At 67.3% G+C, this 15564-nt stretch carries 13 protein-coding genes, 1 tRNA gene and 1 riboswitch; of the genes, 3 read left to right on the forward strand and 11 right to left on the reverse strand.

Features of this window, described 5'->3' with window-relative positions; all coding sequences use genetic code 11:
• Positions 1 to 215: 215 nt before the first annotated feature.
• Together E9536_RS12055 and E9536_RS42055 are read left to right on the forward strand one after the other, a co-directional pair.
• Positions 216 to 2393, forward strand: a complete 2178-nt coding sequence (locus tag E9536_RS12055; RefSeq protein WP_247873435.1) for a TonB-dependent receptor — start codon at positions 216 to 218, stop codon at positions 2391 to 2393.
• Entirely contained in the window at positions 2381 to 2992 is a 612-nt protein-coding gene (locus E9536_RS42055; protein WP_136469903.1) for a hypothetical protein, read from the forward strand. The genes E9536_RS12055 and E9536_RS42055 overlap by 13 nt, the downstream gene beginning before the upstream one ends.
• A 79-nt stretch (positions 2993 to 3071) precedes the next feature.
• On the opposite strand, the gene E9536_RS12065 is transcribed toward E9536_RS42055, so the two are convergent.
• From E9536_RS12065 to pepN, 7 genes are all read right to left on the reverse strand, one after another.
• On the reverse strand, positions 3072 to 3326 hold the full coding sequence (locus E9536_RS12065) for a GlsB/YeaQ/YmgE family stress response membrane protein (RefSeq protein ID WP_027788093.1): 255 nt from the start codon (positions 3324 to 3326) through the stop codon (positions 3072 to 3074).
• 260 nt (positions 3327 to 3586) lie between these two features.
• Positions 3587 to 3799, reverse strand: a complete 213-nt coding sequence (locus E9536_RS12070) for a hypothetical protein (protein WP_059695867.1) — start codon at positions 3797 to 3799, stop codon at positions 3587 to 3589.
• Complete coding sequence (locus tag E9536_RS12075) at positions 3796 to 5529, reverse strand: FAD-dependent oxidoreductase (protein ID WP_136469904.1); 1734 nt, start codon at positions 5527 to 5529, stop codon at positions 3796 to 3798. The genes E9536_RS12070 and E9536_RS12075 overlap by 4 nt, the downstream gene beginning before the upstream one ends.
• Positions 5530 to 5673: 144 nt before the next feature.
• Positions 5674 to 6483 (reverse strand): LuxR C-terminal-related transcriptional regulator, encoded by an 810-nt coding sequence (locus E9536_RS12080; RefSeq protein ID WP_060372282.1) that lies wholly within the window; start codon positions 6481 to 6483, stop codon positions 5674 to 5676.
• A gap of 170 nt (positions 6484 to 6653) precedes the next feature.
• Positions 6654 to 6729: transfer RNA gene (locus tag E9536_RS12085), tRNA-Thr, on the reverse strand.
• A gap of 206 nt (positions 6730 to 6935) precedes the next feature.
• Positions 6936 to 7949: a class 1 fructose-bisphosphatase gene (locus E9536_RS12090; RefSeq protein WP_006485729.1), complete on the reverse strand. Its 1014-nt coding sequence runs from the start codon at positions 7947 to 7949 to the stop codon at positions 6936 to 6938.
• 279 nt (positions 7950 to 8228) lie between these two features.
• A complete protein-coding gene (pepN, locus tag E9536_RS12095; protein ID WP_136469905.1) occupies positions 8229 to 10922 on the reverse strand; it encodes an aminopeptidase N in 2694 nt (897 codons plus the stop codon).
• Positions 10923 to 11109: 187 nt separating this feature from the next.
• Here pepN and E9536_RS12100 point away from each other — a divergent pair, with 187 nt between their 5' ends.
• Positions 11110 to 11811 (forward strand): DUF4136 domain-containing protein, encoded by a 702-nt coding sequence (locus E9536_RS12100; RefSeq protein WP_048024326.1) that lies wholly within the window; start codon positions 11110 to 11112, stop codon positions 11809 to 11811.
• 54 nt (positions 11812 to 11865) lie between these two features.
• Here E9536_RS12100 and E9536_RS12105 read toward each other — a convergent pair whose 3' ends face one another.
• From E9536_RS12105 to E9536_RS12125, 4 genes are all read right to left on the reverse strand, one after another.
• Entirely contained in the window at positions 11866 to 12438 is a 573-nt protein-coding gene (locus tag E9536_RS12105; protein ID WP_021163944.1) for a TMEM165/GDT1 family protein, read from the reverse strand.
• Between the two features lie 78 nt (positions 12439 to 12516).
• Positions 12517 to 12654, reverse strand: a riboswitch (yybP-ykoY riboswitch).
• Positions 12655 to 12832: 178 nt separating this feature from the next.
• A complete protein-coding gene (guaD, locus tag E9536_RS12115) occupies positions 12833 to 14149 on the reverse strand; it encodes a guanine deaminase (protein WP_027788087.1) in 1317 nt (438 codons plus the stop codon).
• Positions 14146 to 14493, reverse strand: coding sequence for a hypothetical protein (locus tag E9536_RS12120; protein ID WP_081066142.1), 348 nt, complete (start codon positions 14491 to 14493; stop codon positions 14146 to 14148). The genes guaD and E9536_RS12120 overlap by 4 nt, the downstream gene beginning before the upstream one ends.
• A gap of 27 nt (positions 14494 to 14520) precedes the next feature.
• Positions 14521 to 15546: an adenosine deaminase gene (locus E9536_RS12125; protein ID WP_060311311.1), complete on the reverse strand. Its 1026-nt coding sequence runs from the start codon at positions 15544 to 15546 to the stop codon at positions 14521 to 14523.
• Between the last annotated feature and the right edge of the window lie 18 nt (positions 15547 to 15564).

Genomic DNA, 15564 nt, shown 5'->3' on the forward strand with positions numbered 1-15564 from the left:
CGTTCGATCACGTTTTCAGGAATCCCCTCATGTCCTCCTCCTTCGCCGCGCGGCCGTCGCGCGGGCGGCTCGCGCTCGCATGCGCGGCCGCTTTCGCGTAGCCTGTCGCCCATGCGGCTTCAACTGACGATACGCGTGTCGACACTGCCCGCCGTGGTGTCGAGCGTCCCGCCGATCCCGTCGCGCCGGCATCCACCGCTGCAGCCGTTTCGCCGGTGCCGATCGGCAGTACGCTGACCACGGTCAGCGTGACCGCGCAGCGGCAACCGGTCGATCCGGATATGCCGGCCGTCGTCACATCGATCACGCGCGAGCAGATCGAATCGCATACCAACGTCACCACCGAGGACGCGCTCAAGTACGCACCGAACCTGATGGTCCGCAAGCGCTATATCGGCGACCGCAACAGCGTGTTCGCCGGTCGCGACTTCAACGAACTGCAGAGCGCGCGCGGGCTCGTCTATGCCGACGGCGTGCTGCTGTCGAACCTGCTCGGCTCGAGCTACGCGTACCCGCCGCGCTGGTCGCTGATCCCGCCTGACGATATCGCGCGCGTTGACGTGCTCTATGGCCCTTTTTCCGCGCTGTACCCGGGCAACTCGATCGGCTCGACCGTGCTGCTCACGACGCGCCGGCCGGAAAAGCTCGAGGCGTCGCTGTCGACGCAGTTCTTTACGCAGCGCTACCACGACGGCTACGGATTCGCGGACAACCTCGGCGGCAATCACCAGACCGCGCGGATCGCGAACCGCGTCGGGCGGTTCTGGTTCGCGCTGTCGCTCGACCGGCTCGAGAACAACGGTCAGCCGATGCAATATGCGAGCCCCAATTCGGCGTACAACCCGAAGCTCGGCGCCGCCGTGCCCGTGAGCGGCGCCGCGACCGACATCGGGCCCAACGGCAAGCCGCGGACGATCGTCGGCGCGCAGACGATCGAGCGGACCGAACAGCTCAACGAGACGATCCGGATGGGCTACGCGTTCACCGACCGAATCGATGCGACGCTCACGCTCGGGCATTGGGAGAACCATTATCGGCAGCACGGCGAAACCTTCCTGCGCGATGCGGCCGGCAATCCGGTCTACGGCGGCAACGTGTCGATCGGTGGCCAGAGCATGACCGTTGCGCCGAATGCGTTCGCGCCGCAGCGCGGCGACCAGGAGAACTGGCTGTACGCGCTCGGGCTGAACGGCCGGCTCGATTCAGGCTGGCGCCTGTCGGGTGTCGTGTCCGCGTACGACGTGTCGCGTGACGTGCAGCGCTCGGCGTCGACCGTGCAGGGCGGTGCAGGCACGCTGTTCCAGGGAGACGGCACCGGCTGGCGCACGCTCGACCTGAAGGCCGAGGCGCCGGAAGTGAAGGGCCACACGTTCACGTTCGGCTACCACTACGACAACTACTTCCTGCGCAACGTCACGTACAACACGGCCGACTGGCTGGCCGGGCCGACCACGTCGCTCGCGAGCACCTATCGGGGCGACACGCGCACGCAGGCGCTGTTCGGGCAGGATGCGTGGCGCTTCGCACCGGGCTGGCTCGCGACGCTGGGGCTGCGCTACGAACGCTGGGATGCGTACGGCGGCGCGCTCGGCAACGCGAGCGGCACGCTCGGTTATGCGGATCGCAGCGCGAATGCGTTGTCGCCGAAAGTCGCGTTGCAATGGGATGCGACCGACGTCTGGCGCTTCCGGCTGTCGTTCGCGACGGGCACGCGTTACCCGACGGTCGGCGAACTGTTCCAGGGCACGATCTCGAACAACGCAATCGTCAACAACAACCCGAACCTGCGGCCGGAAAAGGCGATTGACTGGGACTTCACGGCCGAGCGTGACGTGGGTGTCGGCGTCGTGCGTGCCAGCGTGTTCCAGAGCGATCTGCGCGATTCGATCTACAGCCAGACGACGGTGTCGGGTGCGACGACGGTGACCAACATCTCGAACGTCGATCGCGTGCGCGTGCGCGGTGTCGAACTCGCGTTCAGCGGCGAGAACGTCGGGCTGCGCGGCCTCAGTCTCGACGCGAACGTGTCGGCGACCAACGCGCAGATCCTCGCCGATGCCGCGAATCCCGCGTACGTCGGGTCGCGCTTTCCGCGTATTCCGCGCATGCGTGCAAACCTGCTCACGTCGTATCGCCTCGACGAACACTGGCTCGCGAGCGTCGGCGTGCGCTATTCGGGCCGCCAGTTCAACACGCTCGACAACAGCGACGTGAACCCGGACGTCTACGGCGGGACGAGCTCGTTCACGATCGTCGACCTGAAGGCGCGCTACCGCTTCGACCGTCACTGGACCGCGTCGGTCGGCATCGACAACCTGACGGACCGCCGCTACTACGTGTTTCACCCGTATCCGGGCCGTACTTTCTACGGAGAACTGAAATGGTCACTGTGAAATCGCTCGCGGCAGGCGGCGCGCTGTGGTGCGCGTTGCTGTCGACTGCCGGGGCGCACGACGCCCACGTCCTGCCGAAGGCCGCCGATTCGCGCGCCGCGCACATGAGCATGCAGGAAGTGCCCGCGCAGCAGAAGCAGCCGCTCGCGACGGGGGCGGCATTCGACACGCATCACCGGCTGTGGGCCGCGTGGGTCGAAGGCGCGCATGTCGTCGTCGCGCAGTCCGACGACGCGGGCCGCACGCTGTCCGCGCCCGCCTCCGTCAACGCGATGCCGGAGGCGATCTACACGGGCGCCGAGAATCGTCCGAAGATCGCTACGAGTCCGGACGTGCAGCTCGCGATGGTCGCAATGGATGTGTACGACGACAACGGCGTGGCGATCTCCCGGGCACTCGCGCAGATGCATCTGCCGCAGGTCGCGCAGTACGCGAACGCCGAGCCGATGCCCGAGCGGCTGAGCGCGGCGCTCGATGCGGGATGGAGAGGGGAGATGCCGCGCACCGTATGGATCGGGCGCGATGGCGCACGCGAAGCGCGCAGCGGATTGCTGACGGCTGACGTGCTCGACGACGGGTTGCAGCGCGCCAGGCGCTGAACGGGCCGGTGGCGCGCGGCGAACGGGCCGCGCGCCGGCCTGATGCGAAAACGCGCCCGAAGGCGCGTGGAGAGAAGCGTCAGGCCGCTCGCTTGAATAGCCGGATCACGAACAGCAGGATCACCGCACCGACGACCGCGACGATCACCGATCCGATGAAACCGCTGCCGATGCTGATGCCGAGCAGCCCGGCGAGCCAGCCGCCGATCACTGCGCCGACGATCCCGACGATGATGTCGACAATCAGCCCGAAGCCGCCGCCCTTGACGAGCAAGCCGGCAAGCCAGCCGGCGATCGCGCCGATGATGAGCCACATAATCAAGCCATGAGTCATGGTGGTCCTCTCCTTGTGTTGTGTCGAATGACCGGACGTCGGCTGTCGCCGCAAGCTGAATGAAGGCGGCATTGCGACCCGCCGCGCCGCCCACGCAATGTAACGCGATAGACGGGTCGGAATCGTTAAGTAATGTTATGCACCCTTAACCGGATTTTCCAGGGAATTCGTCTGCATACGGCGAGGCTGGCGCACGGGCGATGCGCGGCGAAATGAATCTGTAAGGAATGACTGCCGGTGAAGCCGGTCGGCCGTGAGCGTCATCGTCCGAGCGTCGAAGCCAGCATGCCCGCAGAGGGCAATCCGTCGCTTGCGTCGGCAATCAGCCGTGCGACGGTCGCGGTGTCGCCGATCGCCTCGATCGACAGCAGTGCGAAGCGGGCGAGAAAGAGCGATGCATCGGCTTCACCGATCCGCGTCATCGTGCGGCACAGGTCGGTGTAGAGGGTGTCGCGTTCGGTATCCGTCATCATGCGGTCTCCTGAGGATCGGTCGATGCGCAAGGGTGGAGTGCGCGTTCGAGTGCGGCGGCCACGTCGCCGGCGCGCGCGTCGTGCCAGCGGCCGAGTACGTGACCGTCCGGACGCACGAGATAGACGGTGCCGTCGCGCGCGCCGTACATGTCGAACAGCCGGCCGTCGACGTCATGGCCGCCGCAGGCCGGTTGCCGTGGCGCCGCATGCCGTGCGAGCGTGACGAGCGCGAACGGCATCCGCGCAGCCTGCAGGCGCCGTTCGAGATCGGCCAGCGTCGCCTCGGGCACGCCGTCGGCAGTGAAGCAGAATGCGGTGAAGCGCGGAGCGACGAGGTCGGTCAGGTGGCCGCGGCGCACGTCGCTGCCGTGTGCCGTGTACAGCATCAGCGGGCATTCGGCGAGCACCGTGCCGGGCGCGGGGCCGGCCGAAAACGTGTCGCGTTCGGCTGCGTTGAGCGGCGACGTCGCATACGCGATGGCCGTCGTCTGGCGCGGATTGATCAGCGAGCGCAGCGTGGGATGCCGGACCGCGAGCGACAGCACGGCCTTGCGCATCAGTTCGAACGCGAACGACGGCGGCGCCATGAACTCGGTGCTCTTGGTGCCGTAGCGGAGGTTCTCGTGCGTCGCGAACACGCGTTCGTCCGAGTAGCTGTCGAGCAACGTGTCCGATGCGAGTCCGCGCGTCACGTACGCGAGTTTCCATGCCAGGTTGTCGGCATCGTCGATGCCCGAGTTCGCGCCGCGCACGCCGAAGATCGGCACGAGGTGCGCAGCGTCGCCGCAGAACAGCACGCGACCGTGTCGATAGCGTTCGAGTGTCAGTGCGTTCGCCTTGTAGATCGTGATCCAGATCGGCGACCAGTCGCCGCGCTCGCCCATCATGTCGAGCAGGTTCTGCACGCGCGGGATCACGTTCTCCGGTTTCACGGCGGCTTCGGCATCCTCATCGTCGCGCAACTGATAGTCGATCCGCCACACGTTGTCGGGCTGCTTGTGAACGAGCACCGTCGAGCCCGGGTTCGACGACGGGTCGAAGTACGCCAGTCGTTCGGTCGGCCGGTCGCTGTCGAGCGCGATGTCGACGATCACGTAGCGGCCCTCGTAGCTCGTGCCGCGGAGCGACAGGCCGAGCGCGTCGCGCATCGTGCTGCGCCCGCCGTCGCACGCGACGACCCGGTCGGCGTCGAGTGCGTAGCCGCCAAGCGGCGTGTCGACGTCGAGTCGCACGCCGTCCGGTTGCCGGGTCACGCCGGTGACTCTCGTCTGCCAGCGGATCTCGATGAGTTCGCGGCGGCGCAGCGCGGCGTCGAGCAGGAACTGCTCGATGTGATACTGCGCGAGATTCACCATCGGCGGCAGCTTCTGGTTTTCGTCCTGCGGCATCGTGAAATGCAGCACTTCGTCGCGACGGTAGAAGCTGCGCCCGCCGGTCCACGGCAGCCCCTTGCGCAGGAAGTCGTCGAGCGCACCGAGCCGCTCGATGATCTCGAGGCTGCGCCGCGAGATGCAGATGGCGCGGCTGCCGTGGCAGACTGCGTCGTCGGCCTCGATCAGCACGCTGCGGATGCCGTGGTTCGCAAGGCCGAGCGCGACGGCCAGGCCGACGGGGCCGCCACCGACGATCGCAACGCGATGCCGGTGCGTATCGATACCGTCGTCGCAGGCCGGCAGATGCGCGGGATGGCGCTCGGCGACGAACGGGTAGGGCTTGAAGTCGATATCCATCGTTGGCTTCCAGGGTTGTCCGGCTCGACGTGCGCGCATCGACGCAAAGATGCGCGCAACAGGTCGGGACAGTATGGAAGCCGGTCGTGCGTCGGTTGTCCCCAAATCGGGTACAGCGAGGGGCTCAACGCAGGCCGCGACGTTTCACGGCTGCATGCACAGCGCAAACAGCTCGCGCTGGCTCGAGATGCCGAGACGCCGGTACGCGCGCTTCTGGTAGGTGACGACACTCGATGCCTTCACGCCGATCGTCTCGCCGATCTCGTGCGCGGTCTGGCCGTCGAGTACGCCGCGCAGCACGTCGAGCTCGCGCTTGGACAAATCGGGGCATGCATGGCGCAGTCGCGCGAGCATCCGTTGCGGGATACCGATCTGCGCGGCACCGGCGAGCGCGTAGTGATGCCTTGCGGCCTGCGCGATCAGCGGCGCGAGCGCTTCGATCGCGGCGATCTCGCGCGGCTGGAATGCGCCGCTGCGATGCGCGCGGTACAGGTTGATCGACAGCCACGTCGCATCGCCGGGCTGCATCAGCAGCGCCAGCCGGTCGGAAACGTCGGGGCCGCGGTAGCACGCGGCACGATACGCTTCGTGATCGATCTCGTCGCCGGCCTGCTGGTGCAGCAGCAGATCGTGGCGGCGTGTGCCGCGATGGGCGGTCGACACGATCTGCTGGTTGCCGTCGAGTGCGTAGAAATGTCGTGCGTAGGTGTCGGCGAGATCGCGCAGGTAGCGGCCTCCGCGATGATCGGCGACCGACATCGTGCGCGGGCGATTGCCGAACTCGTACGCGAAGATCGTGCACTGCGTGATGGACAGCGCGTCGTCGAACAGCTTCAGGATTTCGGCCGCGAATGCGTTCGGCTCGTTGCCGCCGATCGCGGCGACGAGGCGCGTTGCGCGGGACACGTCCAGCTGCGCGGCGAGATTCGCTCGCTCGAGACGCCAGGTGCGCATGAAGAAGGGGGCGAGGGTGGAGTGTCCGGCGATTGTAGTCGTCGGCGCGTGATACGGGAGTCCGGGGATGCCCGCAAGCGGACTGGGTGAGGCGAGAGGGCGGGCGCACGATTTCGGCGCCGGAAAAGAGAAAAGGCCTGACAAGCGATGCTTGTCAGGCCTTTATGTCTTGGTGCCGGAGATAGGAGTCGAACCTACGACCTTCGCATTACGAATGCGCTGCTCTACCAACTGAGCTACACCGGCAGCAGAGAAATGAAATTATATGGTGATTTCCGGGATCTTGGCAATAGGTTTTGCGAAATTTTTTTCAGCTTGCTGCTGCTGCTTCGCGAAACCATCGATCCGGCGGACTTCCCGCTTTCACTTCACTGTGATGCGACCGGTCAGGGCCACATCAAGAGGCGCGATTGTACTTGCGCATCGCACCTCCGTCTAGTGCTGCAGTGCAATTATTTTGCTTCGTCGTGATAGCCGGTCACGCGCTCGACTTCGTTCTTCGAGCCAAGGAACACGGGCACGCGCTGGTGCAGGCCCGTCGGCTGGACTTCCATGATGCGTTGCGTGCCCGTCGTCGCGGCGCCGCCCGCTTGTTCGACGATGAACGACATCGGGTTCGCTTCGTACATCAGGCGCAGCTTGCCCGGACGATCGGGCGTGCGCTTGTCGGCCGGGTACATGAAGATCCCGCCGCGGTTCAGGATCCGGTGCACGTCGGCGACCATCGAGGCGATCCAGCGCATGTTGAAGTTGTCGCCGCGCGGGCCGTCCTTGCCGGCGTTCAGTTCGTCGACGTAGCGCTTGACCGGGTCGTACCAGTGGCGCGCGTTCGATGCGTTGATCGCGTATTCGCGCGTGTCGGCCGGGATCTGCATGTTGCTCTGCGTGAGCACCCACGAGCCGACTTCGCGGTCGAGCGTGAAGCAGTTCACGCCGTTGCCGGTCGTCAGCACGAACACCGTCTGCGGGCCGTACACGGCGTAGCCGGCCGCGACCTGCTGCGTGCCCGGCTGCAGGAACGATTCCTCGGTTGCCTGCTTGCCGTCCGGGCAGCGCAGCACCGAGAAGATCGTGCCGATCGACACGTTCACGTCGATGTTCGACGAACCGTCGAGCGGATCGAACACGAGCAGGTATTCGCCGCGCGGGTAGTTCGCCGGGATCGGGAAGAAGGTTTCCATTTCTTCCGATGCCATCGCGGCGAGGTTGCCGCCCCATTCGTTCGCGTCGAGCAGGATCTCGTTCGACAGGATGTCGAGCTTCTTCTGCACTTCGCCCTGGACGTTCTCGCTGCCGGCGGTGCCGAGCGCCTCGCCGAGCGCGCCCTTCGACACGTTGTAGCTGATCGCCTTGCACGCGCGTGCGACGACTTCGATCAGCAGGCGCAGGTCGGCGGGGAGGTTGTTGGTCTCACGTTGCTGTTCGATCAGGAACTTCGACAGCGTGGTGCGGCGGGCAATGGACATGACAGACTCCAGAAGGCCAAAGAATCCTTGAATGGCCGCAATTTTACCCGCCGCGCCTCCCGTGCCGCCGGCTTTTTTCGTCCGGTTACATGGCCGGGCGGCCGGATCGGCCCGGTTTCCGGCAGCGACGATGCACGGGACGCGCCATGCAGCGGCGGCAAGCGGCGCGGTCAGACCCCGCGACTACGTCCGGGGCCGGCAGTATTCATGCAGTAAAAAAGCCGGTGCCGCCATGGGCGGCACCGGCTGTTTCGCGTGTGAGCGATGCGGAGAATTGCGTTACGCGAGCGCCTTCTCGACGATCTCGCGCACGTCGCGCGATTTCGCGCCTGCCGCGACCTGCTCGAGCGCTTCGCGCATGCGGTCGCGCAACGCGGGCGTGAAGCGGCGCCACAGTTCGAGCGAGCGGGCGAGGCGCGCTGCGACCTGCGGGTTGATCGCGTCGAGCGCGAGCACCTGTTCGGCCCAGAATGCATAACCCGAGCCGTCCGCCGCGTGGAATTGCGCGGGGTTGGCCGCGCAGAAGCTGAAGATCAGCGAACGTGCGCGATTCGGATTCTTCAGGTTGAACGCGGGGTGCGCGAGCAGCTTGCGAACCTTCGCGAGCGTCGGCTGCGCGGGCGTACCGCGTTGCGCGGCCTGCATCGCGAACCATTTGTCGATCACGAGTGCTTCCTTCTCGAAGCGGCGGTAGAAATCGTCGAGCGCGTGCTCGGCCGGTTCGTTCGCGCCGGCGGCCGCGGCGGACAGCAGCGCGCCGAGTGCGGCCGCGCGATCGGTCATGTTGTTCGCCGCGTCGTATTGCGCGGTCGCGAGGCGCACGGCATCGGCCGGATCCTCGAGTTCGGCGAGATACGCGAGCGCGAGGTTCTTCAGCGCGCGGCGGCCGGAGGCCTCGGGCGTCGGTTCGTAGGCGCCGGGCGTCTGGTGCTGCTCGTATGCGGCGAGCCATTCGGCGCGCAGCGCGGTGGCGAGCTGGCGGCGCACGAACTGGCGCGCGCGATGCACGGCGGCCGGATCGGCTTCCGCCATCTGGTCGGCGAGGTAGGTTTCCGACGGCAGCGTCAGCGCGAGTTCGCGGAACGCGGGCGACAGCGTCGCGTCGGTCAGCACGCGGCGGAAGGCGGCAACGAAGTTCTCGCCGAGCGTGAGCGGCTCGTTCGCGGCGGCGCGCGCGGCGAGCGTCAGCAGCGCGCGCGTCGCGAGGCGCTGGCCGGCTTCCCAGCGGTTGAACGGATCGCTGTCGTGCGCGAGCAGGAATGCGAGGTCGTCGTCGCTGTAGTCGTACTCGACGATCACCGGCGACGAGAAGTTGCGCAGCAGCGACGGCAGCGGTTGTTCCGGCACGTCGACGAACGTGAAGGTCTGTTCGGTGTCGGTGAAGTCGAGCACGCGCGTCGTGCCCGCCGCGGCGGCTTCGCCGTCGAGGCGCAGCGGCAGGTCGCGGCCGTCGCGGCCGATCAGGCCGATCGCGAACGGGATCAGCAGCGGCCCTTGCTGCGTTTCGCGCGCGGCCGGCGACGCGTCGCCGTAGCCCTGCGCGAGCGTGACGGTATAGCGGCGCGCGGCCGCGTCGTACGCGGTGCGCACCGACACGCGCGGCGTGCCGGCCTGGCTGTACCAGCGCTCGAACTGCGCGAGGTCACGCCCGTTCGCGTCGGCCATCGCATGGCGGAAGTCGTCGCAGGTCACGGCGTGCCCGTCGTGGCGCTTGAAATACAGGTCCATCCCCTTGCGGAAGCCGTCGCGGCCGAACAGCGTCTGGTACATCCGCACGACTTCCGAGCCTTTCTCGTAGACGGTCATCGTGTAGAAGTTGTTGATCTCGACGTAGCTCTCCGGGCGCACCGGGTGCGCCATCGGGCCTGCATCCTCGGCGAATTGCAGCTGGCGCAGCACGCGCACGTCCTCGATGCGCTTGACCGCGCGGGCCGCCGATTCGACGGCGTCGCCCGCGGCCATGTCGGCCGAGAATTCCTGATCGCGGAACACCGTCAGGCCTTCCTTCAGGCTCAGCTGGAACCAGTCGCGGCAGGTCACGCGGTTGCCGGTCCAGTTGTGGAAGTACTCGTGGCCGACTACCGATTCGATGTTCGCGAAGTCGGTGTCGGTCGCGGTCTCGGGGTTCGCCAGCACGTACTTCGTGTTGAAGATGTTGAGCCCCTTGTTTTCCATCGCGCCCATGTTGAAGTCGCCGACCGCGACGATCATGAAGCGGTCGAGATCGAGCTCGAGGCCGAAGCGCTTCTCGTCCCAGCGGATCGAATGGATCAGCGAATCCATCGCGTGACGCGTCTTGTCGAGATCGGCCGGCTCGACCCACACCTGCAGCAGCTTTTCCTTGCCCGAGCCGGTCGTGATCTTCTCCTCGATCGCGACGAGCTTGCCGGCGACCAGTGCGAACAGGTAGCTCGGCTTGCGGAACGGGTCTTCCCACCTCGCGAAGTGGCGGCCGTCGGGCAGGTCGCCGGCATCGACGAGGTTGCCGTTCGACAGCAGCACCGGGTAGGCGGCCTTGTCGGCGCGCAGCGTCACCGTGTACGACGCCATGACGTCCGGGCGATCGAGGAAGTAGGTGATGCGGCGAAAGCCTTCGGCTTCGCACTGCGTGAAGAAGTTGCCGCTCGATACATAGAGACCCGACAGCGTCGTATTCTGGTCGGGCGCGCATGCGCTTTCGAGCGTCAGCTCGAATGCATCGGGGACGTTCTCGACGGTCAGCCCGTGCTCGTGCGCGCGCACGGCGCCATGCGGCGCGCCGTCCAGCCGTGCGCCGACGAATTCGAGCGCTTCGCCCATCAGCTCCAGGTGCGGCGTGGGCGCGGCGTCCGGGTTGCGGCGCACGCGCATCGTATTCCTGACGATCGTACGGGCCGGCGCGAGATCGAATTCGAGCGCAACGGCATCGATGAGAAAGGCCGGCGGCGTGTAGTCGGCGCGGCGGATCACGGTGGAGGAAGCGTTGTCGGACATGGTCGTCGATATCGGTGGAGTGGGGGACGGGCCCGTGGCACGGGCCGGGCGAACCGGGCCATTGTACAAAGGCTTGCGGCTGCGTGCCGGGCGAACTTTTTACCGGTTCCGGGAGTCCGCGTATTATCGGCATCCCGTTACGGTTCGCGCGGTGCGACGAACGGGTGACGGATCGAAGAGGATCAACATGAAACGCGAATGGATTCAACGCGGTGCGGGCTGGGCGGCGGTGCTGTGCGTGGCGCTGCTGACCGGCTGCACCAGCTACGTGACGACCCAGGTCACGGCCTTCTCCGACTGGAGCGGCAGCGACGCGACACGCACCTATGCGTTCACCCGCACCGACGCGCAGAAGAACAGCATCGAGCAGTCGACCTACGAACCGATCGTCGCGAACGAGCTGTCCACGTATGCGTTCCGGCAGGTGCCGCAGGCGCAGGCGCGGTATCTCGTCGGGCTGACCTATGCGGTCGGCAGCGATCTCGTGACGGTGCCGCAGCCCGTTTATTACGATCCGTGGTTCGTCGGGCCGGGGCCGTACTGGCGGCGCGGGCCGTGGGGCCCGTGGGGGCCCTGGGGGCCGATGCCGGCCGGTTATGTCGCGCAGACGTACCAGGTGTTCGACTACACGCTCGGCATCCGCATCACCGAGCGCGCGACGGGCAAGGAGGTCTACAACGTGTCCGCGCGCACGACCGGCGACAACGGCACGCTTCTGTACGCGATGCCGTTCCTTGCGCGCAGCGCGCTCGCCGATTTCCCGCTGTCGAACGGCGCGGTCCGCTCGGTCCGGCTGCCGGTCGACAAGCGCGGCGGCCCGGCGGCACCGGCCGCCAACGAGCGCGCGGTGCCGGCTGCGCCCGCTTCGGGCGCAGCCGCCGCCAAGTAACGCGGCATCAGCCTCGGCGCGGCCGTCCGGCCGCGCCTGCCGTTTTCTTCCCCGTCAGACCCCGACGCCCAGCAGCGCCAGCGCGCCGAGCACGACGAACAGCACGGCCGCGATGCCGTGCACGAGCTTCGTCGGCAGGCGGTGCGCGAAACGGTCGCCGAGCAGGATCGCGGGCACGTTCGCGAGCATCATCCCGAACGTCGTGCCGGCCACGACACCGATGTAGTCCTGGAAGCGCGCGGCCAGCGCGACGGTCGCGATCTGCGTCTTGTCGCCCATTTCCGCGAGGAAGAACGCGACGAGGGTCGCACCGAACACGCCGAGCCGCGAGCGGTTGGCATTGGCCTCGTCGGCGTCGAGCTTGTCCGGCACGAGGATCCACAACCCCATCGCGATGAACGAGAACGCGAGCGCCCAGCGCATGATCGACGGCGTGACCAGCGCGCCGAGCCATTCGCCGAGCGCGCCGGCGAAACCGTGGTTCACGAGCGTCGCGACGAGCACGCCGAGAATGATCGGCACCGGTTTGCGATAGCGCGCGGCCAGGACGAGGGAAAGCAACTGGGTCTTGTCGCCGATTTCAGCGAGGGCGACGGCGCCGGTGGAGATCAGGAAGGCTTGAGACACGTATGGGGTTCCACGGGCCGGTGTTGTGCGTGCGAGCGACGATCCACGGCGCGCCGGGCCCTGATGCGGCGCACTGTGAACCATCGGTCTCGCCAGGCCTAGGTGGCTGCGCCCGCCATGGCCGCAAGGCCAAGTCTGTTGACGGACGCCTCCGTCACGATGCGCGCCGGGGGCGCGGGACATCGAGCGGAGCGGCTACTCCCCAATGAGCGGCGAATTCTAGCACGGCGTGTCGCGCGCGGGAATGCGGTCGAGCGGTGCGGTGCCTGGTGTCGGGGCGGGAATTGGCGTTCGGCAAGCTCCGGCCGTACAGCAGGCCCGGCAGGCGGGTAGCGGCCGCAGGCAGACGCGGCGGCGAACGCCCGCGCCTGCCGTGACACCCCCCGGAACGCCGTTACGCGGCGGGGCGGCGCGCCGCCCCGCGCTCGTGGACGAGTTCGCCGGCCGCATAGGTGCGGTACACCGCGCGGTCGTCGCCGAGCAGCGCGAACGCGAACAGCAGTTCCTCGAGCGAATCCGCGCGCTTCGTGCGGCGCGCGAGCAGCGGCGTGGCCTGCGGATCGAGCACGACGAAGTCGGCCTCGGTGCGCGGCTTGAGCGTGCCGACCGTGTCGGCGAGGTCGAGCGCCTGCGCGGCGCCGGCCGTCGCGAGCCAGAACATCCGGGTCGCGGTCAGGTGGTGGCCCGACAGCCGCGCGACCTTGTGCGCTTCGTTCATCGTCTGCAGCATCGAGAACGACGTGCCGCCGCCGACGTCGGTCGCGAGCGTGACGGGCACGTCGTGTTCACCGGCCTTGTCGAAATCGAACAGCCCGCTGCCGAGGAAGAAGTTCGACGTCGGGCAGTGCGCGACGACGGTGCGCGTCTCGGCCATCCGGCGGCGGTCCTCGTCGTCGAGGTGGATGCAGTGGCCGTACACCGCGCGCGGGCGCAGCAGCCCGTAGCGGTCGTAGATGTCGAGATAGCTGCGATGGCCGGGGAACAGCTCGGCCACCCATTTCACCTCGTCGACGTTCTCCGCGACGTGGCTCTGTACGAACACGTCCGGATGGCGGCGCGCGAGTTCGCTGCACGCCTCGAGCTGCGCTTCGGTCGACGTCGGCGCGAAACGCGGCGTGAGCGCGTACATCTGGCGGCCCTTGCCGTGCCAGCGGCCGATCAGCTCGGCGCTGTCGTCATAACCGGATTGCGCGGTATCGCGCAGGAATTCGGGGCAGTTGCGATCCATCAGCACCTTGCCCGCGATCATCCGCAGGTCGCGCGCGTCGCTCGCCGCGAACAGCGCATCGGCCGACTGCTTGTGCACCGTGCAGTAGACGAGCGCGCTCGTCGTGCCGCAGGCGAGCAGTTCGTCGACGAAGAAGTCGGCCACCTCGCGCGCATGCTCGGGATCGCCGAACTGGCGCTCGGTCGGGAACGTGTACTTGTCCAGCCACGGCAGCAGGCCCGGCGCCGGCGACGCGATCATGTCCGTCTGCGGATAGTGGATGTGCGTGTCGATGAAGCCGGGCACGATCAGCTTGTCGCGCAGGTCGTGGACGATCGCGTCGCGCGCGAGCGTCGCGGCGAGCTGCGCGTACGGGCCGGCCGCGACGACTTTGCCGTCGTCGACGATCAGGAGGCCGTCGGTCTCGTAGTTCGCGGCCTGGCTCGATTGCGCCGGGTCGCCGTTGAAAGTCAGCAGCTGGGAACGGAAAGCGGTTTGCGTCATGACGAATGGTCCTGCATCAAGGTAAGGCGAACAGAAGAAAGCGATCGACGCCGGAGGGCGGCGGGACGGCGTTTCGCGAGCGGTAGCGGCATGCTGCGTGCGGCACGACCGGAGGCGATTGCGCGGGCGAACGTGGCGGCCGAAGCCGCCGGCGAGTGGTTGCCGGCGGGCCTCGCAGCCGCTGCGTTCGCGACCGGAGCGGCGGCGAACGCAGCGGCGAACCGCGACGGCAAGCACGGGCGGGCGACGACGAATGGCGCGCTCGCCGCGCAGGCACGCACGCGACCGTTCCGGCGCGATGCCGGGCCGGTGGTTGCGAAGCGGATGCCGTTGCCGTGTTTCATCTGTCTGGCGTTCCTCGATACGGGCCGTCAGGCGGCCTGCCAGTACGCGTCGAGGCGCGCGTACAGTGCGTCGCGTTGCGCCGGTTCGATGAACGATGCCTCGAAGCCGTTGCGGATCACCGCATGGACTTCGGCATCCGTGAGTTGCAGCCCTTCGGCCGTCGCGAAGTAGTTTTCATTGACGTAGCCGCCGAAATAGGCCGGATCGTCGGAGTTGATCGTCACCGCGACGCCGCGATCGAGCAGCGCCTTCAGCGTGTGTTTCGCCATGTCGTCGAACACGCACAGCTTGAGGTTCGACAGCGGGCAGACGGTCAGTGCCGTGCGCGTCCTGGCGAGACGCTCGACCAGGGCCGCGTCCTCGATGCTGCGCACGCCGTGGTCGATCCGGTCGACCTTCAGCACGTCGAGCGCCTCGTAGATGTACGCGGGCGGGCCTTCCTCGCCCGCATGTGCGACGAGCTTCAGCCCGAGCGCGCGTGCCTTGTCGAACACGCGCGCGAACTTCGTCGGCGGATGGCCGAGTTCGGACGAGTCGAGGCCCACGCCGATCAGGCGATGACGATAGCGCTCGAACAGCGGCAGCGCGGATTCGAACGTCGCGAGCGCGTCCTCTTCGGACAGGTGGCGCAGGAAGCACAGAATCAGCTTGCTCGACAGCCCGCGCCGCTCGTAATCGGCGAGTGCGCGCTCGATGCCCGCGACTACCGTCTCGATCGGCACGCCGCGTTCGGTGTGCGTTTGCGGATCGAAGAACAGTTCGGTGTGGACGACGTTGTCGGCGAGCGCGCGTTCGCAGTACGCGGCCGTCATGTCGTAGAAATCCTGCTCGGTCAGCAGTACGCTCGCGCCGGCGTAATAGATGTCGAGGAACGACTGCAGGTCGGTGAACGCGTAGGCGGCGCGCAGCGCGTCGATCGAGTCGTACGCGAGCTTCACGCCGTTGCGCTGCGCGAGCGCGAAGATCAGCTCGGGCTCGAGCGAGCCTTCGATGTGGATGTGCAGCTCCGCTTTCGGCGCGCGGGCAATCTTGTCCTTGAATGTCGGGGTCATGGCGTCGTTCTTGGTCGG

It is taken from the genome of Burkholderia sp. LS-044 (genome assembly GCF_004803625.1).
Lineage (GTDB): Bacteria > Pseudomonadota > Gammaproteobacteria > Burkholderiales > Burkholderiaceae > Burkholderia > Burkholderia cepacia.